At 71.7% G+C, this 14,684-nt stretch carries 13 protein-coding genes; all 13 read right to left on the reverse strand.

The annotated features are described in order from the left end of the window. Positions 1-38: 38 nt before the first annotated feature. Positions 39-1,385: a DivIVA domain-containing protein gene (locus ACZ7C5_RS24405; RefSeq protein ID WP_470323467.1), complete on the reverse strand. Its 1,347-nt coding sequence runs from the start codon at positions 1,383-1,385 to the stop codon at positions 39-41. A gap of 59 nt (positions 1,386-1,444) precedes the next feature. After that, positions 1,445-1,726 (reverse strand): YggT family protein, encoded by a 282-nt coding sequence (locus ACZ7C5_RS24410; protein ID WP_030060143.1) that lies wholly within the window; start codon positions 1,724-1,726, stop codon positions 1,445-1,447. Positions 1,727-1,825: 99 nt separating this feature from the next. Next, positions 1,826-2,443, reverse strand: coding sequence for a cell division protein SepF (locus ACZ7C5_RS24415; RefSeq protein ID WP_188298871.1), 618 nt, complete (start codon positions 2,441-2,443; stop codon positions 1,826-1,828). Positions 2,444-2,750: 307 nt separating this feature from the next. Continuing rightward, positions 2,751-3,539 (reverse strand): YggS family pyridoxal phosphate-dependent enzyme, encoded by a 789-nt coding sequence (locus ACZ7C5_RS24420; protein ID WP_188298870.1) that lies wholly within the window; start codon positions 3,537-3,539, stop codon positions 2,751-2,753. Then, on the reverse strand, positions 3,539-4,270 hold the full coding sequence (pgeF, locus tag ACZ7C5_RS24425) for a peptidoglycan editing factor PgeF (RefSeq protein ID WP_401078989.1): 732 nt from the start codon (positions 4,268-4,270) through the stop codon (positions 3,539-3,541). Before pgeF ends, ACZ7C5_RS24420 begins: the two co-directional genes overlap by 1 nt. After that, complete coding sequence (ftsZ, locus tag ACZ7C5_RS24430) at positions 4,267-5,490, reverse strand: cell division protein FtsZ (protein WP_401078986.1); 1,224 nt, start codon at positions 5,488-5,490, stop codon at positions 4,267-4,269. Before ftsZ ends, pgeF begins: the two co-directional genes overlap by 4 nt. A gap of 364 nt (positions 5,491-5,854) precedes the next feature. After that, positions 5,855-6,631 carry a cell division protein FtsQ/DivIB gene (locus ACZ7C5_RS24435; protein WP_401078983.1) on the reverse strand — a complete coding sequence of 259 codons (777 nt, stop codon included), beginning with the start codon at positions 6,629-6,631 and terminating at the stop codon, positions 5,855-5,857. After that, a complete protein-coding gene (gene murG, locus ACZ7C5_RS24440) occupies positions 6,624-7,730 on the reverse strand; it encodes an undecaprenyldiphospho-muramoylpentapeptide beta-N-acetylglucosaminyltransferase (protein WP_188300855.1) in 1,107 nt (368 codons plus the stop codon). The genes ACZ7C5_RS24435 and murG overlap by 8 nt, the downstream gene beginning before the upstream one ends. A 6-nt stretch (positions 7,731-7,736) precedes the next feature. Beyond that, positions 7,737-9,050, reverse strand: coding sequence for a putative lipid II flippase FtsW (gene ftsW / locus ACZ7C5_RS24445; protein ID WP_401078980.1), 1,314 nt, complete (start codon positions 9,048-9,050; stop codon positions 7,737-7,739). A 101-nt stretch (positions 9,051-9,151) separates the two neighbouring features. Next, entirely contained in the window at positions 9,152-10,600 is a 1,449-nt protein-coding gene (gene murD, locus ACZ7C5_RS24450) for a UDP-N-acetylmuramoyl-L-alanine--D-glutamate ligase (RefSeq protein ID WP_401078978.1), read from the reverse strand. Beyond that, positions 10,597-11,658, reverse strand: a complete 1,062-nt coding sequence (gene mraY / locus ACZ7C5_RS24455) for a phospho-N-acetylmuramoyl-pentapeptide-transferase (RefSeq protein WP_188300858.1) — start codon at positions 11,656-11,658, stop codon at positions 10,597-10,599. Before mraY ends, murD begins: the two co-directional genes overlap by 4 nt. After that, a complete protein-coding gene (locus ACZ7C5_RS24460; protein WP_188300859.1) occupies positions 11,658-13,061 on the reverse strand; it encodes a UDP-N-acetylmuramoyl-tripeptide--D-alanyl-D-alanine ligase in 1,404 nt (467 codons plus the stop codon). Before ACZ7C5_RS24460 ends, mraY begins: the two co-directional genes overlap by 1 nt. After that, the gene (locus ACZ7C5_RS24465; RefSeq protein WP_401078973.1) at positions 13,058-14,623 is read right to left on the reverse strand and encodes a UDP-N-acetylmuramoyl-L-alanyl-D-glutamate--2,6-diaminopimelate ligase; all 1,566 of its coding nucleotides are present in this window, start codon (positions 14,621-14,623) and stop codon (positions 13,058-13,060) included. The genes ACZ7C5_RS24460 and ACZ7C5_RS24465 overlap by 4 nt, the downstream gene beginning before the upstream one ends. Between the last annotated feature and the right edge of the window lie 61 nt (positions 14,624-14,684).

The raw sequence follows: 14,684 nt of genomic DNA on the forward strand, positions 1-14,684 counted from the left end.
TCGGGGAGGGGGCGCCTCCGAAAGGCCCTGCTACAACCTCAGTTGTCGCCGTCCTCGTCGATCAGGAAGCCCCGCATCGGCGCCGGAGCCTGCTGCATCGGCTGCGGCGGCTGCGGACGGACCGCCGCCATCGGCTGGGTCATCCCGGCCGGCTGCATCTGCGGAGCACCGCTGTTGCCACCGGCCGACTGCCCGCCGAAGCCCGGCGCCGAGGAGCCGCCACCGAAGGAGCTGCTCCCGCCGAAGGACGGCGAGTTGCCACCGAAGGACGGCTGGTTGCCACCGAAGCTCGGCGCGCCGCCGCTCATCGCACTGGCACCGGCCGGCGCCATCGACGAGGCCGCCGGCGGCAGCGACGCGGTGGCGGGGATCCGCGGCGGGGCGAGCGAGTCGTCCGCCTGCGACTCCAGCTGACGCAGCTGGGTCTCCAGGTACGACTTCAGACGCGTGCGGTACTCACGCTCGAACGCCCGCAGGTCCTCGACCTTGCGCTCCAGCGTGGCCCGCGCGGACTCCAGCGAGCCCATCGCGACACGGTGCTTCTCCTGCGCGTCCCGCTCCAGCGCGTCGGCCTTGGCACGGGCGTCGCGCTCCAGGCCCTCGGCCCGGCTGCGCGCCTCGCCGACGATCTTGTTGGCCTCGGAACGGGCCTCGGAGATCGCCTGGTCGGCGGTCTGCTGAGCGAGCGCCAGCACACGGGCGGCACTGTCTCCGCCGGGGCTCTGCTGCTGCATCGGGCCGCCCATGGGGCCGCCCATCTGCTGCGGGCCGCCCATCGGGCCACCCATCGGCTGCATCTGCTGCTGGCCCATGCCCTGGCCCATCGGGTTGCCCATCTGCTGCGGGCCACCGGGGCCGCCCATGGGCTGGAGCATCTGACCGCCCATCGGCTGGACCAGCTGCTGCTGTCCGCCCATGGTCTGGTTCATCTGCTGCTGCTGGCCGCCGGCAGCCGGAAGCTGCGGCTGGGAGCCGGCGGGCAGGCCGAGCGGCTGGTTGCCCATCTGCTGCTGCGGGCCGCCGGGGCCCATCTGCTGCGGACCACCCGGACCCATCTGCTGCGGACCACCGGGGCCCATCTGCTGCGGACCGCCGGGACCCTGCTGGCCGGGGACCGGCGGACCGGATATGGCGGCGGGCACCGGAGCACCACCCTGTCGGGGGGCGTCCTGCTGCGGCTCCTTGCGCAGGTTGGCCTGGTTCTGCGCGGCGGCACGAGTCGCGGCGGCCAGCTTGGCACGCAGGTCCTCGTTCTCCCGGAGGAGGCGGGTCAGCTCCCCCTCGACCTCGTCGAGGAAGGCATCGACCTCGTCCTCGTCGTAGCCTTCACGCAGGCGGACGGTCGTGAACTGCTTGTTCCGAACGTCCTCGGGGGTCAATGGCATCTCTTCACCTCAACGTGATCGTCGGCACACCGGCATCCTGTCGCATCGCTCACCTACGACTAGGGGTGCACAAGCGAGATCAGGACATACACAATGATCATCAGTACGAAGAAGGACAGGTCGAGCGCCACGCCCCCGAAACGCAACGGCGGAATGAGCCGCCGAAGAAGCTTGAGCGGCGGATCCGTGACAGTGTACGTGGCCTCCAGGACCAGGACCATGGCCTTGCCGGGCCGCCACGAACGCGCGAACTGGAAGACCCAGTCCATGACCAGCCGTACGAGCAGGAACACCAGAAAGACGGTCAGGGCGTAGTAGAGCACCGCCCATACGATGTCCATCCCGTTTCCCTCTCCCCGGTCCCGATCCCTCGGGCCTGCCGCTCGTCACCTGTCGCTAACCCACTGTTGATCAGATCCACACGTAAAGTCGTGGCCGGGTCAGCTCTGGTTGAAGAACCCACCCTCGGCGATCCGAGCCTTGTCCTCCGCCGTGACATCGACGTTAGCAGGCGACAGCAGGAACACCTTCTGTGTCACGCGCTCGATACTGCCGTGCAGACCGAAGACGAGTCCAGCCGCGAAGTCTACGAGGCGCTTCGCGTCGGTGTCGTCCATCTCGGTCAGATTCATGATCACGGGAGTCCCGCCACGGAACTGTTCCCCGATGGTACGGGCCTCGTTGTAGGTTCGGGGGTGCAGCGTGGTGATGCGGTAGGGCTCTCGTTCGTTCACTACCTTGGGCATGATCACCGGTGCGCTCTTCTCCAGGTTGTGGCGACGTTCGGGTGTGATGGACGACACGGGGGCCATCCTCGGAGTCTCCTGTCGGATCGGCACCGCCGCGGGCACCGGCTGCGGGGTGATCGAGGAGACCGGGGCCGGCGCGGCGGCCGCCGCGGCCGGGGCCGGACGGGGAATGTCCTCGGTCCGCTGTCCCGTCCGGATCGGCTCGGGATCCGCGTCGTAGTCGTCGTCGGGGTCGTACCCCTGGCCGTCGTACGTCTCGTCCTCCACGAGGCCGAGGTAGACCGCCATCTTGCGCATTGCGCCGGCCATGCTCCTGTCTCCTCCGCTCATAGCCACCTCGCTGACGCTCGGTGGCAGCTTCGCGATGCGCGCGCCTTCTGATGGTCGCTCGCTTCGCTCGCTCCGTGCGGACCGGCGCTCCGTCCCGGCAGCCCGGGCGCGTGACGGCCCTGCCTGCGGATTCCGCGGTCCCTCCACGACGGAACGTCAGCCCGACGGCCGGTCGGATTCGTGGTGTGGGGGCCGCGGAGCTGCGATCCACGGTTCGCTAGCGCTCCGGGGAGCTGCTAGATTCTGTCCTATTTTGTCCTGCTGTCTGATCTACTACCCGGTGACGTTACCTGAGGGGTGACCTCACTCCGAGTACCGCCGTTCCGACGCGCACATGTGTCGCCCCGGCGGCAATCGCCTGCTCAAGGTCGCCGCTCATCCCTGCGGAGACCATGGTGGCAGCCGGATGGTCCGCCCGTACGGCGGTTGCGATTTCCGCCAGCCGATCGAAGGCGCGGGCCGGGTCACCGGCCAGCGGGCCTGCCAGCGGAGCGACGGTCATCACACCGTCCAGTCGGAGCCCGGGCGTGTCGGCGATCGCGTCGGCCAGTCGCACGACGTCCTCCGGCGCGACCCCCGCCCGGTGCTCGCCCTCCCCGTGCTCCTTGTCCAGCGCCACCTGCACCAGGCAGCCCAGCTCGGGGCGCTCCGACTTCAGCACCGCCGCGGAGAGCGACTCGACCAGCCGCGGCCGGTCCACCGAGTGCACGTGGTTCGCGTACCGGACGACCGAGCGGACCTTGTTGGTCTGCAACTGTCCGACGAAGTGCCAGTCAAGAGGAAGGTTTCTGCACTGCTCCGCCTTCGGCGCGGCGTCCTGGTCGCGGTTCTCCGCGACGTCCGTCACGCCCAACCCGGCCAGCAGCGCGCTGTCCTCGGCGGGGTAGGTCTTGGTGACGACGATCAGGGTGACCTCGTCCCGGGCGCGTCCGGCGGCCGCACAGGCGTCCGCGATCCGGCGCTCGACCACGTCGAGGTTGGTCCCGAGCTCCTCGTAGCGCGCCCGCTGGCCGTCCGTCAGGGCCGCCACGAACTCGGCGCCACCGGGGAACGGTCCGTAGATGTCGTTCGTCATCAGTGATCAGAGTCCAACCAGACGTAGCTCGCGAGCCGGCCCGTGCGCTGCTCGCGACGATAGGAGTAGTGATCGGCGGATTCGAGGGTGCAGACCGCTGATCGCACCACCTCGCTGACCCCCGCCGCCGCCAGCTGGGCCGCGACTCCCCCGGGCACGTCCAGGGCCGGGGTCCCCCAGGAGGTCTCGGCGAAGGCCTCCGGCACCACCGCGGCGACTTCGGCACGCAGTGCGGCCGGCACCTCGTAGCAGCGGCCGCAGACCGCGGGGCCGGTGGCGGCGGTGATCCGCCCGGGCTCCGCGCCCAGCTCGACCATCGCCCGGACGGCCGCGGGCACCACCCCGGCCGCCAGCCCCGGCCGGCCCGCGTGGGCCGCGCCCACCACGCCCGCCACCGGGTCGGCCAGCAGCACCGGGGTGCAGTCGGCGGTCAGCACCGCCAGCGCGAGCGGCCGGTCGGAGACCACCGCGTCCACCGTCGGCGCCTCGCCGAGCGGCTGGCGCCCGGTCACCACCGCGACCTCGGCGCCGTGCACCTGGTTCATCCACACCACGTCGGCCGGGTCGATCCCCAGCCGCCGGGCGGCGACCGCCCGGTTCTCCCGGACGGCCTCCGGGTCGTCGCCCACCGCGCCGCCGAGGTTCAGCTCCCCGTACGGCGAAGTGCTCACCCCGCCCCACCGTGAGGTGAAGGCGAAGTGAGCACCCGCGCGGATCGCGTGATCGATCACTTAAGGAAATCCGGGACGTCGAGCTCCTCGGCCGGACTCTCCACGAACGGCTGCCTGACCGGCTGCACCTGGGGCGGCACCGGGGCGGCGGTCGTGGTGGCCGAGGTCTCGGCGTTCCGGCTCGACCCGGAGGACTCGCCCTCCGAACGGGACGTCACCGAGCCGATGGTCCCGTACGGGCGGCCGGCCGGGCGCTCCGGGGCGGCCGGCGGCGTGGCCGGGCGCTCCGGGGAGGTGGACTTGACCACCGGGTCGCGGACGATCGCCGGCGGCTGCCCGCCGTCGAAGCCGGCCGCGATGACGGTGACCCGGACCTCGTCGCCGAGCGCGTCGTCGATGACCGCACCGAAGATGATGTTGGCCTCGGGGTGGGCCGCCTCGCTGACCAGCTGGGCCGACTCGTTGATCTCGAACAGACCGAGGTCGGAGCCGCCCGAGATGGACAGCAGCACGCCGCGGGCGCCGTCGATCGAGGCCTCCAGCAGCGGCGAGGAGATCGCCATCACCGCGGCGGCCTTGGCGCGGTCCTCGCCGCGGGCCGAGCCGATGCCCATGAGCGCCGAACCGGCCTCCGACATGACGGACTTGACGTCGGCGAAGTCGAGGTTGATCAGGCCCGGGGTGGTGATCAGGTCGGTGATGCCCTGGACACCGGAGAGCAGGACCTGGTCGGCCGAGCGGAACGCGTCGAGGACGCTGACCTGGCGGTCCGAGATGGACAGCAGCCGGTCGTTGGGGATCACGATGAGGGTGTCGACCTCTTCGCGCAGGGAGGCGATGCCGTCCTCGGCCTGGTTGGCCCGGCGCCGGCCCTCGAAGGTGAACGGACGGGTGACCACGCCGATGGTCAGGGCGCCCAGGGAGCGCGCGATGTTGGCCACGACGGGCGCGCCGCCCGTGCCCGTGCCACCACCCTCACCGGCGGTCACGAAGACCATGTCGGCCCCCTTGAGGACCTCCTCGATCTCCTCGCGGTGGTCCTCGGCGGCCTTGCGGCCGACCTCGGGGTTGGCGCCGGCGCCGAGGCCCCGGGTGAGTTCACGGCCCACATCGAGCTTGACGTCGGCGTCGCTCATCAGGAGGGCCTGCGCATCGGTGTTGATCGCGATGAACTCGACGCCCTTGAGACCGACCTCGATCATCCGGTTGATGGCGTTGACACCACCGCCGCCGATTCCGACGACCTTGATGACTGCGAGGTAGTTCTGCGGTGCTGCCACGTCGAAGGCCTCTCGCCTCGAATTTCCGGGTCGGCCCGCCCCGGAGCGGGGCCGTTCCGACGGATGTCGATGGGTAGGGAGCCTGGTTTCTGACTGAATGTCCGAAATGCCGACCGCCGACCCCAACCCTAAACTTGACCTTTAGGGTTAGTGCTGTGTCTCCGTCACGTCACCAGGAAACACAGTCTGGTGACACAGGACACTAGGTGGCTCCGGGCACGTGTTTCAACGAACACGCCGAGCTTCCCTTTTTCTTTTGAGCCTATGTGATCATCGGCCGGCTTAGGAAACCGGGGGTGACCACCAAGAGTCGGGCCGACACTTCAAGGCGTCAACCCCTCCCTCAGGCAGAGAACCTACCGGATCATCCGGACACCGCCGGCGCCTCCGGCGCCGTCACGTCGAAGGTCGTGCCCTTCTGGTTCATCAGCGCGACCAGGACCCTGGCCTTCCGGTCGATCTGCTCAGGACTCCCCCAGCGCACCGTCACACCCCCGCTGAGCTGCAGCTGGATGTCGTCGTACGAGTGCACCACCATCGAACCGGCCAGCTTGGCGACCTCCGGCGGCAGCCCGGCGGCCACCGCCACCGCGCCCTGCACCAGCTGCGGACGGGAAATCACCCCGTCCACGTCGTTCGCCTGCTGACTGAGTCGCAGCTCCACCACGGGAACGCCCTCCGGCGGGGCCTGCTCGGTGGCGAAGCTCACGCCCCCGGCATCCACCTGGGTGAACTGGCCGTCCTCACCCTTGACGGCGGCCACCGCCTTGCGCTCGACCACCTTCACCCGCAGGGTGTGCGGCCAGCCCCGCCACACCTCCGCCCTGGCCACCCGGGGGATCGCCTCCACCCGGTGCCTGACGTCGTCCAGGTCCACGCGCGCCAGCGGGCCGTCACCGAGCCCGCCGACCGTCTCGCGGACCTGGTCCGCCGTCAGCTTTCCGTCACTCGTCCCCTGGACGGCGACGTCGCGCACGTCCAGCACCGAGGAGAAGAACACCAGCCAGGCCAGCACGCCGAGCACCGCGGCGCCGAGCGCGCCCAGCACCACGATGCCCCGCCGGGAGAGCCGGAGGCGGGGAGCGGACTCCTCCACCTCCAGCTCCTCCTCCAACGGGTCGGCGAGCCGGCCGTCAGCCACGGCGGCGGCCGCCGCGGTGGGCCTGGATCGCCTCGTAGACCATGCCGACGAGCAGGTCGTCGGCGTCCCTGCGGCCGAACTCGGCGGCCGCCCGGCTCATGTCCCACAGCCGCTGCGGGTCGGTGAGCACCGGCAGCACGTTCTGGAGCACCCAGTCCGAGGTCAGCTCGGCGTCGTCCACCAGCAGACCACCGCCGGCCTTGACCATCGGCTGGGCGTTCAGCCGCTGCTCGCCGTTGCCGATCGGCAGCGGGACGAAGGCGGCGGGCAGGCCGACGGCCGCCAGCTCGGCCACCGTCATGGCGCCGGCCCGGCAGAGCATCATGTCGGCCGCCGCGTAGGCGAGGTCCATCCGGTCCAGGTACGGCACCGGGCGGTACGGCGGCATCCCGGGGACGTCCGCCACCTGCGGCAGCTCGTTCTTCGGGCCGACCGCGTGCAGGATCTGCACGCCGTACTGCTGGAGCCGCGGGGCGATCGCGGTGATCGTCTCGTTGAGCCGGCGCGCGCCCTGGGAGCCGCCGGAGACCAGCAGGGTGGGCAGCCGCTGGTCGAGGCCGAAGTACTGGCGGGCCTCGGGGCGGGCGGCACCCCGGTCCAGGGTGGCGATGGTCCGGCGCAGCGGGATGCCGATGTACCGGGAGTCACGCAGCTTGCTGTCCGGCGTGGAGACCGCCACGAAGTCGCTGTAGCGGGCGCCGATCTTGTTGGCCAGGCCGGGGCGGGCGTTCGCCTCGTGCACCACGATCGGCACGCCGGCCCGCTTGGCGGCCAGGTAGGCGGGCATCGCGACGTAGCCGCCGAAGCCGACCACCGCGTCCGCGTTGACCCGTTCGATGATCTCCTGCGCGGCCCGGACGGTGCCGCGCAGCCGCCCGGGGACGGTGATCAGCTCCGGGGTGGGCTTGCGGGGCAACGGGACGGCCGGAATGAGCTCCAGCTGGTAGCCGCGCTCGGGTACCAGCCGGGTCTCCAGTCCGCGCTCGGTGCCCAGGGCGGTGATCCCGACGGACGGGTCGTGCCTGCGGAGGGCATCCGCGAGGGCCATGGCCGGCTCGATGTGACCGGCGGTCCCCCCGCCGGCGAGTACGACATGCACCGAAATTCACCGCTCCCTGCGTGCCGGCCCCGGGGCCGGGCGCGCTGTGGTTCGTCGTCGTGGCAGCACCCGGGCCAGTTGTCTCCTGATCCGGGAGTTCTTGCTCCGGGCGGCCAGGGCCGCCTTCGCGCCCGAGGAGCTGCGCGCCAGGCACAGCAGCACTCCGATCGCGGACATGGCCGACAGCATGGCGGAACCGCCGTAGGAGAACAGCGGGAGCGGGACGCCCGCGATGGGCAGCAGTCCCAGCGCCGACCCCAGGTTGATCATGGCCTGCGCCATGATCCAGGTGGTGGCGGCTCCCGCGGCGTACCTGACGAAGGGGTCCTTCGTACCGATGGCCACACGGATACCCGCGTAGCCTAGTGCCGCGAAGAGACCGAGCACCGACAGCGTCCCCACCAGACCGAGTTCCTCGCCGGTCGCGGCGAAGATGAAGTCGGTGTGCGCCTCGGGCAGCTGGCCCCATTTCTCCACGCCGGCGCCCAGGCCGGTGCCGAAGCCTCCGCCGTTGGCGAACGCGAAGGCGCCGTGCAGGGCCTGGAAGCAGGCGCCCTCGGGATCGATCTTGGTGACGCCGATGCAGCTCAGCCGCTCCGCCCGGTGCGGGACGGTGACCACCAGGGCGGTGCAGACCACCACCGCCACCCCGACGGTGGCCACGAACAGCCGCAGCGGCGCTCCGACCATCCAGAGCAGCGCGAACACCATGGCCACCAGGATCATCGAGGTGCCCATGTCGCCGCCGAACATGATCAGCGCGAGCAGCAGCAGGGCGCCCGGCACCAGCGGCACCAGCAGGTGCTTCCAGGAGTTGAGGGTGCCGGCCTTCTGCTTGCGGGCGAGCAGGTCGGCGCCCCAGAGCACCAGTGCCAGCTTGGCGAACTCCGAGGGCTGGAACTGGAAGAAGCCGAAATCCAGCCAGTTCTGGTTGCCGTTGATCCGCATCCCGATGCCGGGGATGGCGACCAGCGTGAGCGCGCAGATCACCGCGAACATCACCGGGTAGACGATCACCCGCAGCACCGCCACCGGGACGGAGGCGAAGCCGATCAGCAGGACCAGGCCGAGGACGGCCGCGATCAACTGCTTGAGGAAGTAGTACTGCGCCGAGTGGTGCTGGTTCAGGGCCAGGATCTGGGAGGCCGAGAAGACCATCATCAGGCCGAGCACGACCAGCAGCAGGGTGCTGCCGAGGACCAGCAGGTACGGGGTGAGCGGCCGGTCCAGCCAGTACCGGACCCGGGCCCTGAGGGCCTGGACCCGGCCCAGCGGACCGGCCGACTTGTACTTGGTCGTGGTGGCGGAGATCACTCTCATCGGCTCGGCGGCGTCCCGCTTCACAACGCCGGAATCCGCTCTGCCCTGCCCCGCCACCGCTCCCCGCCCACTCTCTCCGGCCGACATCCGTGCCGGCCCGCCTACTCGCCCGCCAGCTCCAGGACGGCCGCCGCGAAGAGGTCGCCGCGCTCGCCGTAGTTGGTGAACATGTCCATCGAGGCGCAGGCCGGTGCCAGCAGCACGGTGTCACCCGATCGGGCGAGCGACGCGGCCGTTCGAACGACCTCGGCCATCGCCATCGCGCCAGTCTGGCCCTCGGCCGCCTCGATCACCGGCACATCCGGCGCGTGTCGCTCCAGCGCCTCCCGGATCAGCGCCCGGTCCTGGCCGATCAGCACCACCGCGCGCAGCCGCCCTGCCGCGCCCCGCACCAGGTCGTCGAAGGCCGCGCCCTTGGCCAGGCCCCCGGCGATCCAGACGACCGGCCGGTAGGCGGCCAGCGAGGCGGCCGCCGCGTGGGTGTTGGTGGCCTTGGAGTCGTCGATGTACGTGACCTCGCCGACCACCCCGACCTCGGCGATCCGGTGGGCGTCCGGACGGAAGGCCCGCAGGCCCTCCCGGACGGCCTTCGGCTCGACGCCGTACGCCCTGGCCAGCGCCGCCGCGGCGAGCGCGTTGGCGATGTTGTGGGGCGCCGGTGGGTAAACATCCTCGACGGCGCCCAGTTCGGCCGCGTTCTTGGCCCGGTCCTCGACGAAGGCCCGGTCCACCAGCAGGCCGTCCACCACGCCGAAGTTCGACGGGCCCGGCGCGCCGAGACCGAAGCCGACCGCCCGGCAGCCCTCCTCGACGTCGGCCTCGCGGACCAGCGCCTCGGTGGCCGGGTCGGCCAGGTTGTACACGCAGGCGACGACGTTGCCCTCGTAGATCCGGCCCTTGTCGGCGGCGTACGCCTCCATCGAGCCGTGCCAGTCGAGGTGGTCGGGCGCCAGGTTGAGCACCGCCGCCGCGTACGGGCGCAGCGAGGGCGCCCAGTGCAGCTGGTAGCTGGAGAGCTCGACGGCGAGCACGTCGTACGGCTCCTCGGCGAGCACCGCGTCCAGCACCGAGACCCCGACGTTGCCGACCGCGGCGGTGCGCTTGCCGGCGGCGGTGAGGATCGAGGCGAGCATCTGGACGGTGGTGGTCTTGCCGTTGGTGCCGGTGACGGCCAGCCAGGGGGCGGGCTCGCCGGTGCCGGGCAGCGGCTTGCGCAGCCGCCAGGCCAGCTCGACGTCGCCCCAGACCGGTACCCCGGCCGCCTCGGCGGCGGCGAACAGCGGGCTGTCCGGCGCCCAGCCGGGCGAGGTGACGATCAGCTCGGTGCCCTCGGGCAGGCTCGCGCCGTCGCCGAGCCGCACGGTGACGCCCAGCGCCTCCAGCTCGGCGGCCCTGGGGGCCAGGCCGGGCCCGCTGCCGCCGTCCACGACGGTGACCCGGGCGCCGAGGCCGTGCAGGACGCGCGCGGCGCTGATGCCCGAGACGCCGAGCCCGGCGACGGCGACCGGCAGGCCGCCGAAGTCCGGGTTGGTCAGCTGGGGGTCTGTCATCCGGTCACCCATCCCGCGTAGAACAGGCCGAGGCCGACGGCGACGCACAGGCCCTGGATGATCCAGAACCGGACCACGATCAGGACCTCGGTCCAGCCCTTGAGTTCGAAGTGGTGCTGCAACGGCGCCATCTTGAAGACGCGCTTGCCGGTCATCCGGAAGGAGCCGACCTGGATGATCACCGACAGGGTGATGATCACGTAGAGGCCGCCGAGCAGGGCGAGCAGCAGCTCGGTGCGGGAGCAGATCGCCAGACCGGCCAGGGCGCCGCCGAGGGCGAGCGAGCCGGTGTCACCCATGAAGATCTTGGCGGGCGAGGTGTTCCACCACAGGAAGCCGAAGCAGGAGCCCATCAGGGCGGAGGCCACGACGGCGAGGTCCAGTGGGTCGCGGATGTCGTAGCAGTTGGCGGTCGCGGTGATCGCGTAGGCGCAGCTCTGGGTGTGCTCCCAGATGCCGATGAACGTGTAGGCGCCGAAGACCATCACCGAGGCACCGGTGGCGAGGCCGTCCAGACCGTCCGTCAGGTTCACGCCGTTCGACATCGCGGCGATCATGAAGTACGCGAAGATGACGAACAGGACGGGGCCGACGGCCCACTTGAAGTCCCGGACGAAGGAGAGGCTCTGGGACGCCGGGTTGAGCCCGCGGTCGTCCGGGAACTGCATCGCCAGCACCGCGAACCCGAGGCCGACGATCGACTGCCCGGCCAGCTTCGCCTTGGCCCGCAGGCCCAGCGAGCGGCGCTTGACCACCTTGATGTAGTCGTCCAGGAAGCCGACCAGGCCGAGGCCCGCGGTCAGGAAGAGCACCAGCAGCCCGGAGGCCGTCGGGCTCTCGCCCGTTATCGCCTTCGTGGCGAAGTACGCGATCAGGGTCGCCAGGATGAAGGCGATGCCGCCCATGGTGGGCGTGCCCTTCTTGCTGTGGTGCGCCTTGGGGCCGTCGTCACGGATGTACTGGCCGTAGCCGTGCTTGGCGAGCACCTTGATCAGGGCCGGGGTGCCGAGCAGCGACAGGATGAGACCGATCATCCCGGAGAAAAGGATCTGCTTCATTATTCGGTCACACCGTCCGCCAGGAGGGTCTCGGCCACCTTCTCCAGCCCCACCGAACGGGAAGCCTTCACCAGGACCACATCCCCCGGCCGAAGCTGACTGCGCAGCAGCTCGACCGCCGCGTCCGCGTCGGACACCAGCACCGACTCCTCACCCCACGAACCTTCGTTCCTCGCGCCGAGTTCCATGCAGGCCGCATCGCGTCCGCCGACCGCCACCAGCTTGGTGACGTCCAGCCGGACGGCGAGCCGCCCGATGGCGTCGTGCTCGGCCAGGCTCTCCTCGCCGAGCTCCCGCATCTCGCCGAGCACCGCCCAGGTGCGGCGGCGCTCCGGGCCCCTGCCCCCCATCGAGACCAGAGCCCGCAGCGCGGCCCGCATCGAGTCGGGGTTCGCGTTGTAGGCATCGTTCACGACGGTGACACCATCGGCCCGGTCGACGACCTCCATGCGCCAGCGGGACAGCGCACCCGCCTCGCCCAGGGCGGCGGCGGTGTCGTCGACGGACATCCCGAGCTCCACCGCCACCGCGGCGGCGGCGAGGGCGTTCGAGACGTGGTGCTCACCGTACAGGCGCAGCTGCACGGGCGCGGAACCGGCCGGGGTGGTGAGCGTGAACGACGGCCGCCCGGTGGCGTCCAGACGAACGTTCACGGCCCGTACGTGGGCATCCGGTGATTCCCCGAACAGGACCACCTTCGCCTTGGTACGGGAGGCCATCGCGCGCACCAGCCGGTCGTCCGCGTTGAGGATCGCGACGCCGTCGGCGGGCAGCGCCTCGACCAGTTCGCCCTTGGCCTCCGCGATCGCCTCCTGGGAGCCGAACTCGCCGACGTGGGCGGTGCCGACGTTGAGGACGAGGCCGATCCGGGGCGGGGTGATCGAGGTGAGGTACTCGATGTCGCCCTTGTGCCGGGCGCCCATCTCCATGACCAGGTGCCGGGTGCCTGCCTCGACCCGCAGCGCGGTCATCGGGTGGCCGATCTCGTTGTTGAGCGAGCCGGGCGGGTAGACGGTCTCGCCGCGGCGCTGGAGCAGCTGGGCGATCAGGTCCTTGGTGCTGGTCTTGCCGGCCGACCCGGTCAGCGCGACGACGGCGGTGCCGTCGGCACGGGCGACCACGGCGCGGGCCAGCCTGCCGAGCGCCTCCACCACACTGTCGACCAGGACGGCGGGCACGCCGACCGGCCGGGAGGCCAGCACCGCGAGGGCGCCGTCCTCGACCGCCTTGGCCGCGTAGTCGTGGCCGTCCGCGTGCTCGCCGACGAAGGCCGCGAACAGGCCGCCGGGGCTCACCTTCCGCGAGTCGACCTCGACCGGGCCGGTGACCAGGGCGTCCGGGTCGGCGCCGTCCAGCGTGCCTCCGACGGCGGCGGCCACCTCGGCGAGGGTCAGTGCGATCACTGCTGCTCTACTCCTCGGTCGCCCCGCGCGGCGGTGGTCCGCGCGATGGACTCGCGCAGCACCTCCCGGTCGTCGAAGGGGCGGATCTCGTCTCGTACGTACTGCCCGAGCTCGTGGCCCTTGCCGGCCACCAGCACGATGTCTCCCGCCTCGGCGCGGGCGACGGCGAGTTCGATCGCCTCGGCCCGGTCGGGGACGACCAGGACGGCCCCGCGCTCGGCCTCGGGCACCGAGGCGGCGCCGGTCAGCATGGTGGCGAGGATCGCCAGCGGGTCCTCGCTGCGCGGGTTGTCGCCGGTCAGCAGGGCGGTGTCGGCGAGGCGGGCGGCGATGGCGCCCATCGGGCCGCGCTTGTGCGGGTCGCGGTCGCCGCCGCAGCCGACCACGACGTGCAGCCGGCCCTCGGTGACCTCGCGCAGCGAGGCGAGGACGGCCTGGAGGGCGTCCGGCTTGTGCGCGTAGTCGACGACGGCGACGAAGGGCTGTCCGGCGTCCACCCGCTCCAGCCGGCCCGGCACGCCGGGGACGGCGGCGACGCCGGCCACGGCCCGCTCCAGCGGCAGCCCGGCGGCGACGAGCACGGTGATCGCGGCGAGCGCGTTGGCGACGTTGAACGGTCCCGGGAGCGGGACGGAGGCGTCGGCCCCGGCGCCGTCCGGGCCGAGCACCCTGAAGGTGGAGCCGACCGGGCCGAGCCGGACGTCCACGGCCCGCCAGTCGGCCTCGGCGGCGCCGGTCGCGGAGAAGGTGGTCACCGGGATCTTGGCCTCGGCGGCGAGCCGGCGGCCGTACGCGTCGTCCAGGTTGACCACGCCGTGGCGGGACTTCCCGGGCTGGAAGAGCCGGGCCTTCGCCTGGAAGTAGTCCTCCATGTCCGGGTGGAAGTCGAGGTGCTCGGGGGTCAGGTTGTTGAACAGCGAGACGTCGTACGCGACCCCGTCGGTGCGGCCGAAGACCAGGGCGTGGCTGGAGACCTCCATGGTCACCGCGTCGGCGCCGCGCTCGGCCATCACGCCGAGGATCGCGTGCAGGTCGGTGGCCTCGGGGGTGGTGCGCTCGCTCTTGATCCGCTCCTCGCCGACCCGCATCTCGACGGTGCCGATCACGCCCGGGCCGCGCCCGGCGCCGCGCAGGCCGCCCTCGACCAGGTACGAGGTGGTGGTCTTGCCGTTGGTGCCGGTCAGCCCGATCATCAGCAGCCGCTCGGAGGGGCGGCCGTAGACGATCGCGGCCAGCTCGCCCATGACGGCCCGCGGCCGGTCCACGACCAGCAGCGGCAGGCCGGTGGCGGCCGCCTGCTCGGCGCCGGCCGGGTCGGTGAGCACCGCCACCGCACCGGCCCCCGCGGCCGTGGCGGCGAAGGCCGCGCCGTGGTGGTTGGCGCCCGGGAAGGCCACGTACACGTCGCCCGGGCGCACCGCGCGGGAATCGTGGGTGACGCCGGTGACGGCGCCCCCCTCGACGGGCGGCAGGCCCAGTTCGGCGGCCAGTTTCGCGAGCGGCAGGGCGGTGGTCCCGGTCGGGCGGGGCGGACTCACGGTGGTTTGATCGGGTTTCGGCACGGCGGGAAGGCTATCCGCCGAAGGGTGTCCAGGGCCAAACCGGCCCTCCTCCGCGCCGCGC

The organism is Kitasatospora sp. NPDC036993, from assembly GCF_055607525.1.

Coding starts and splice junctions, on each gene's coding strand:
- ACZ7C5_RS24405 (WP_470323467.1), bottom strand. CDS start 1,385: ATGCCATTGACCCCCGAGGACGTTCGGAACAAGCAGTTCACGACCGTC.
- ACZ7C5_RS24410 (WP_030060143.1), bottom strand. CDS start 1,726: ATGGACATCGTATGGGCGGTGCTCTACTACGCCCTGACCGTCTTTCTG.
- ACZ7C5_RS24415 (WP_188298871.1), bottom strand. CDS start 2,443: ATGGCCGGCGCAATGCGCAAGATGGCGGTCTACCTCGGCCTCGTGGAG.
- ACZ7C5_RS24420 (WP_188298870.1), bottom strand. CDS start 3,539: ATGACGAACGACATCTACGGACCGTTCCCCGGTGGCGCCGAGTTCGTG.
- ftsW (WP_401078980.1), bottom strand. CDS start 9,050: ATGAGAGTGATCTCCGCCACCACGACCAAGTACAAGTCGGCCGGTCCG.
- murD (WP_401078978.1), bottom strand. CDS start 10,600: ATGACAGACCCCCAGCTGACCAACCCGGACTTCGGCGGCCTGCCGGTC.
- mraY (WP_188300858.1), bottom strand. CDS start 11,658: ATGAAGCAGATCCTTTTCTCCGGGATGATCGGTCTCATCCTGTCGCTG.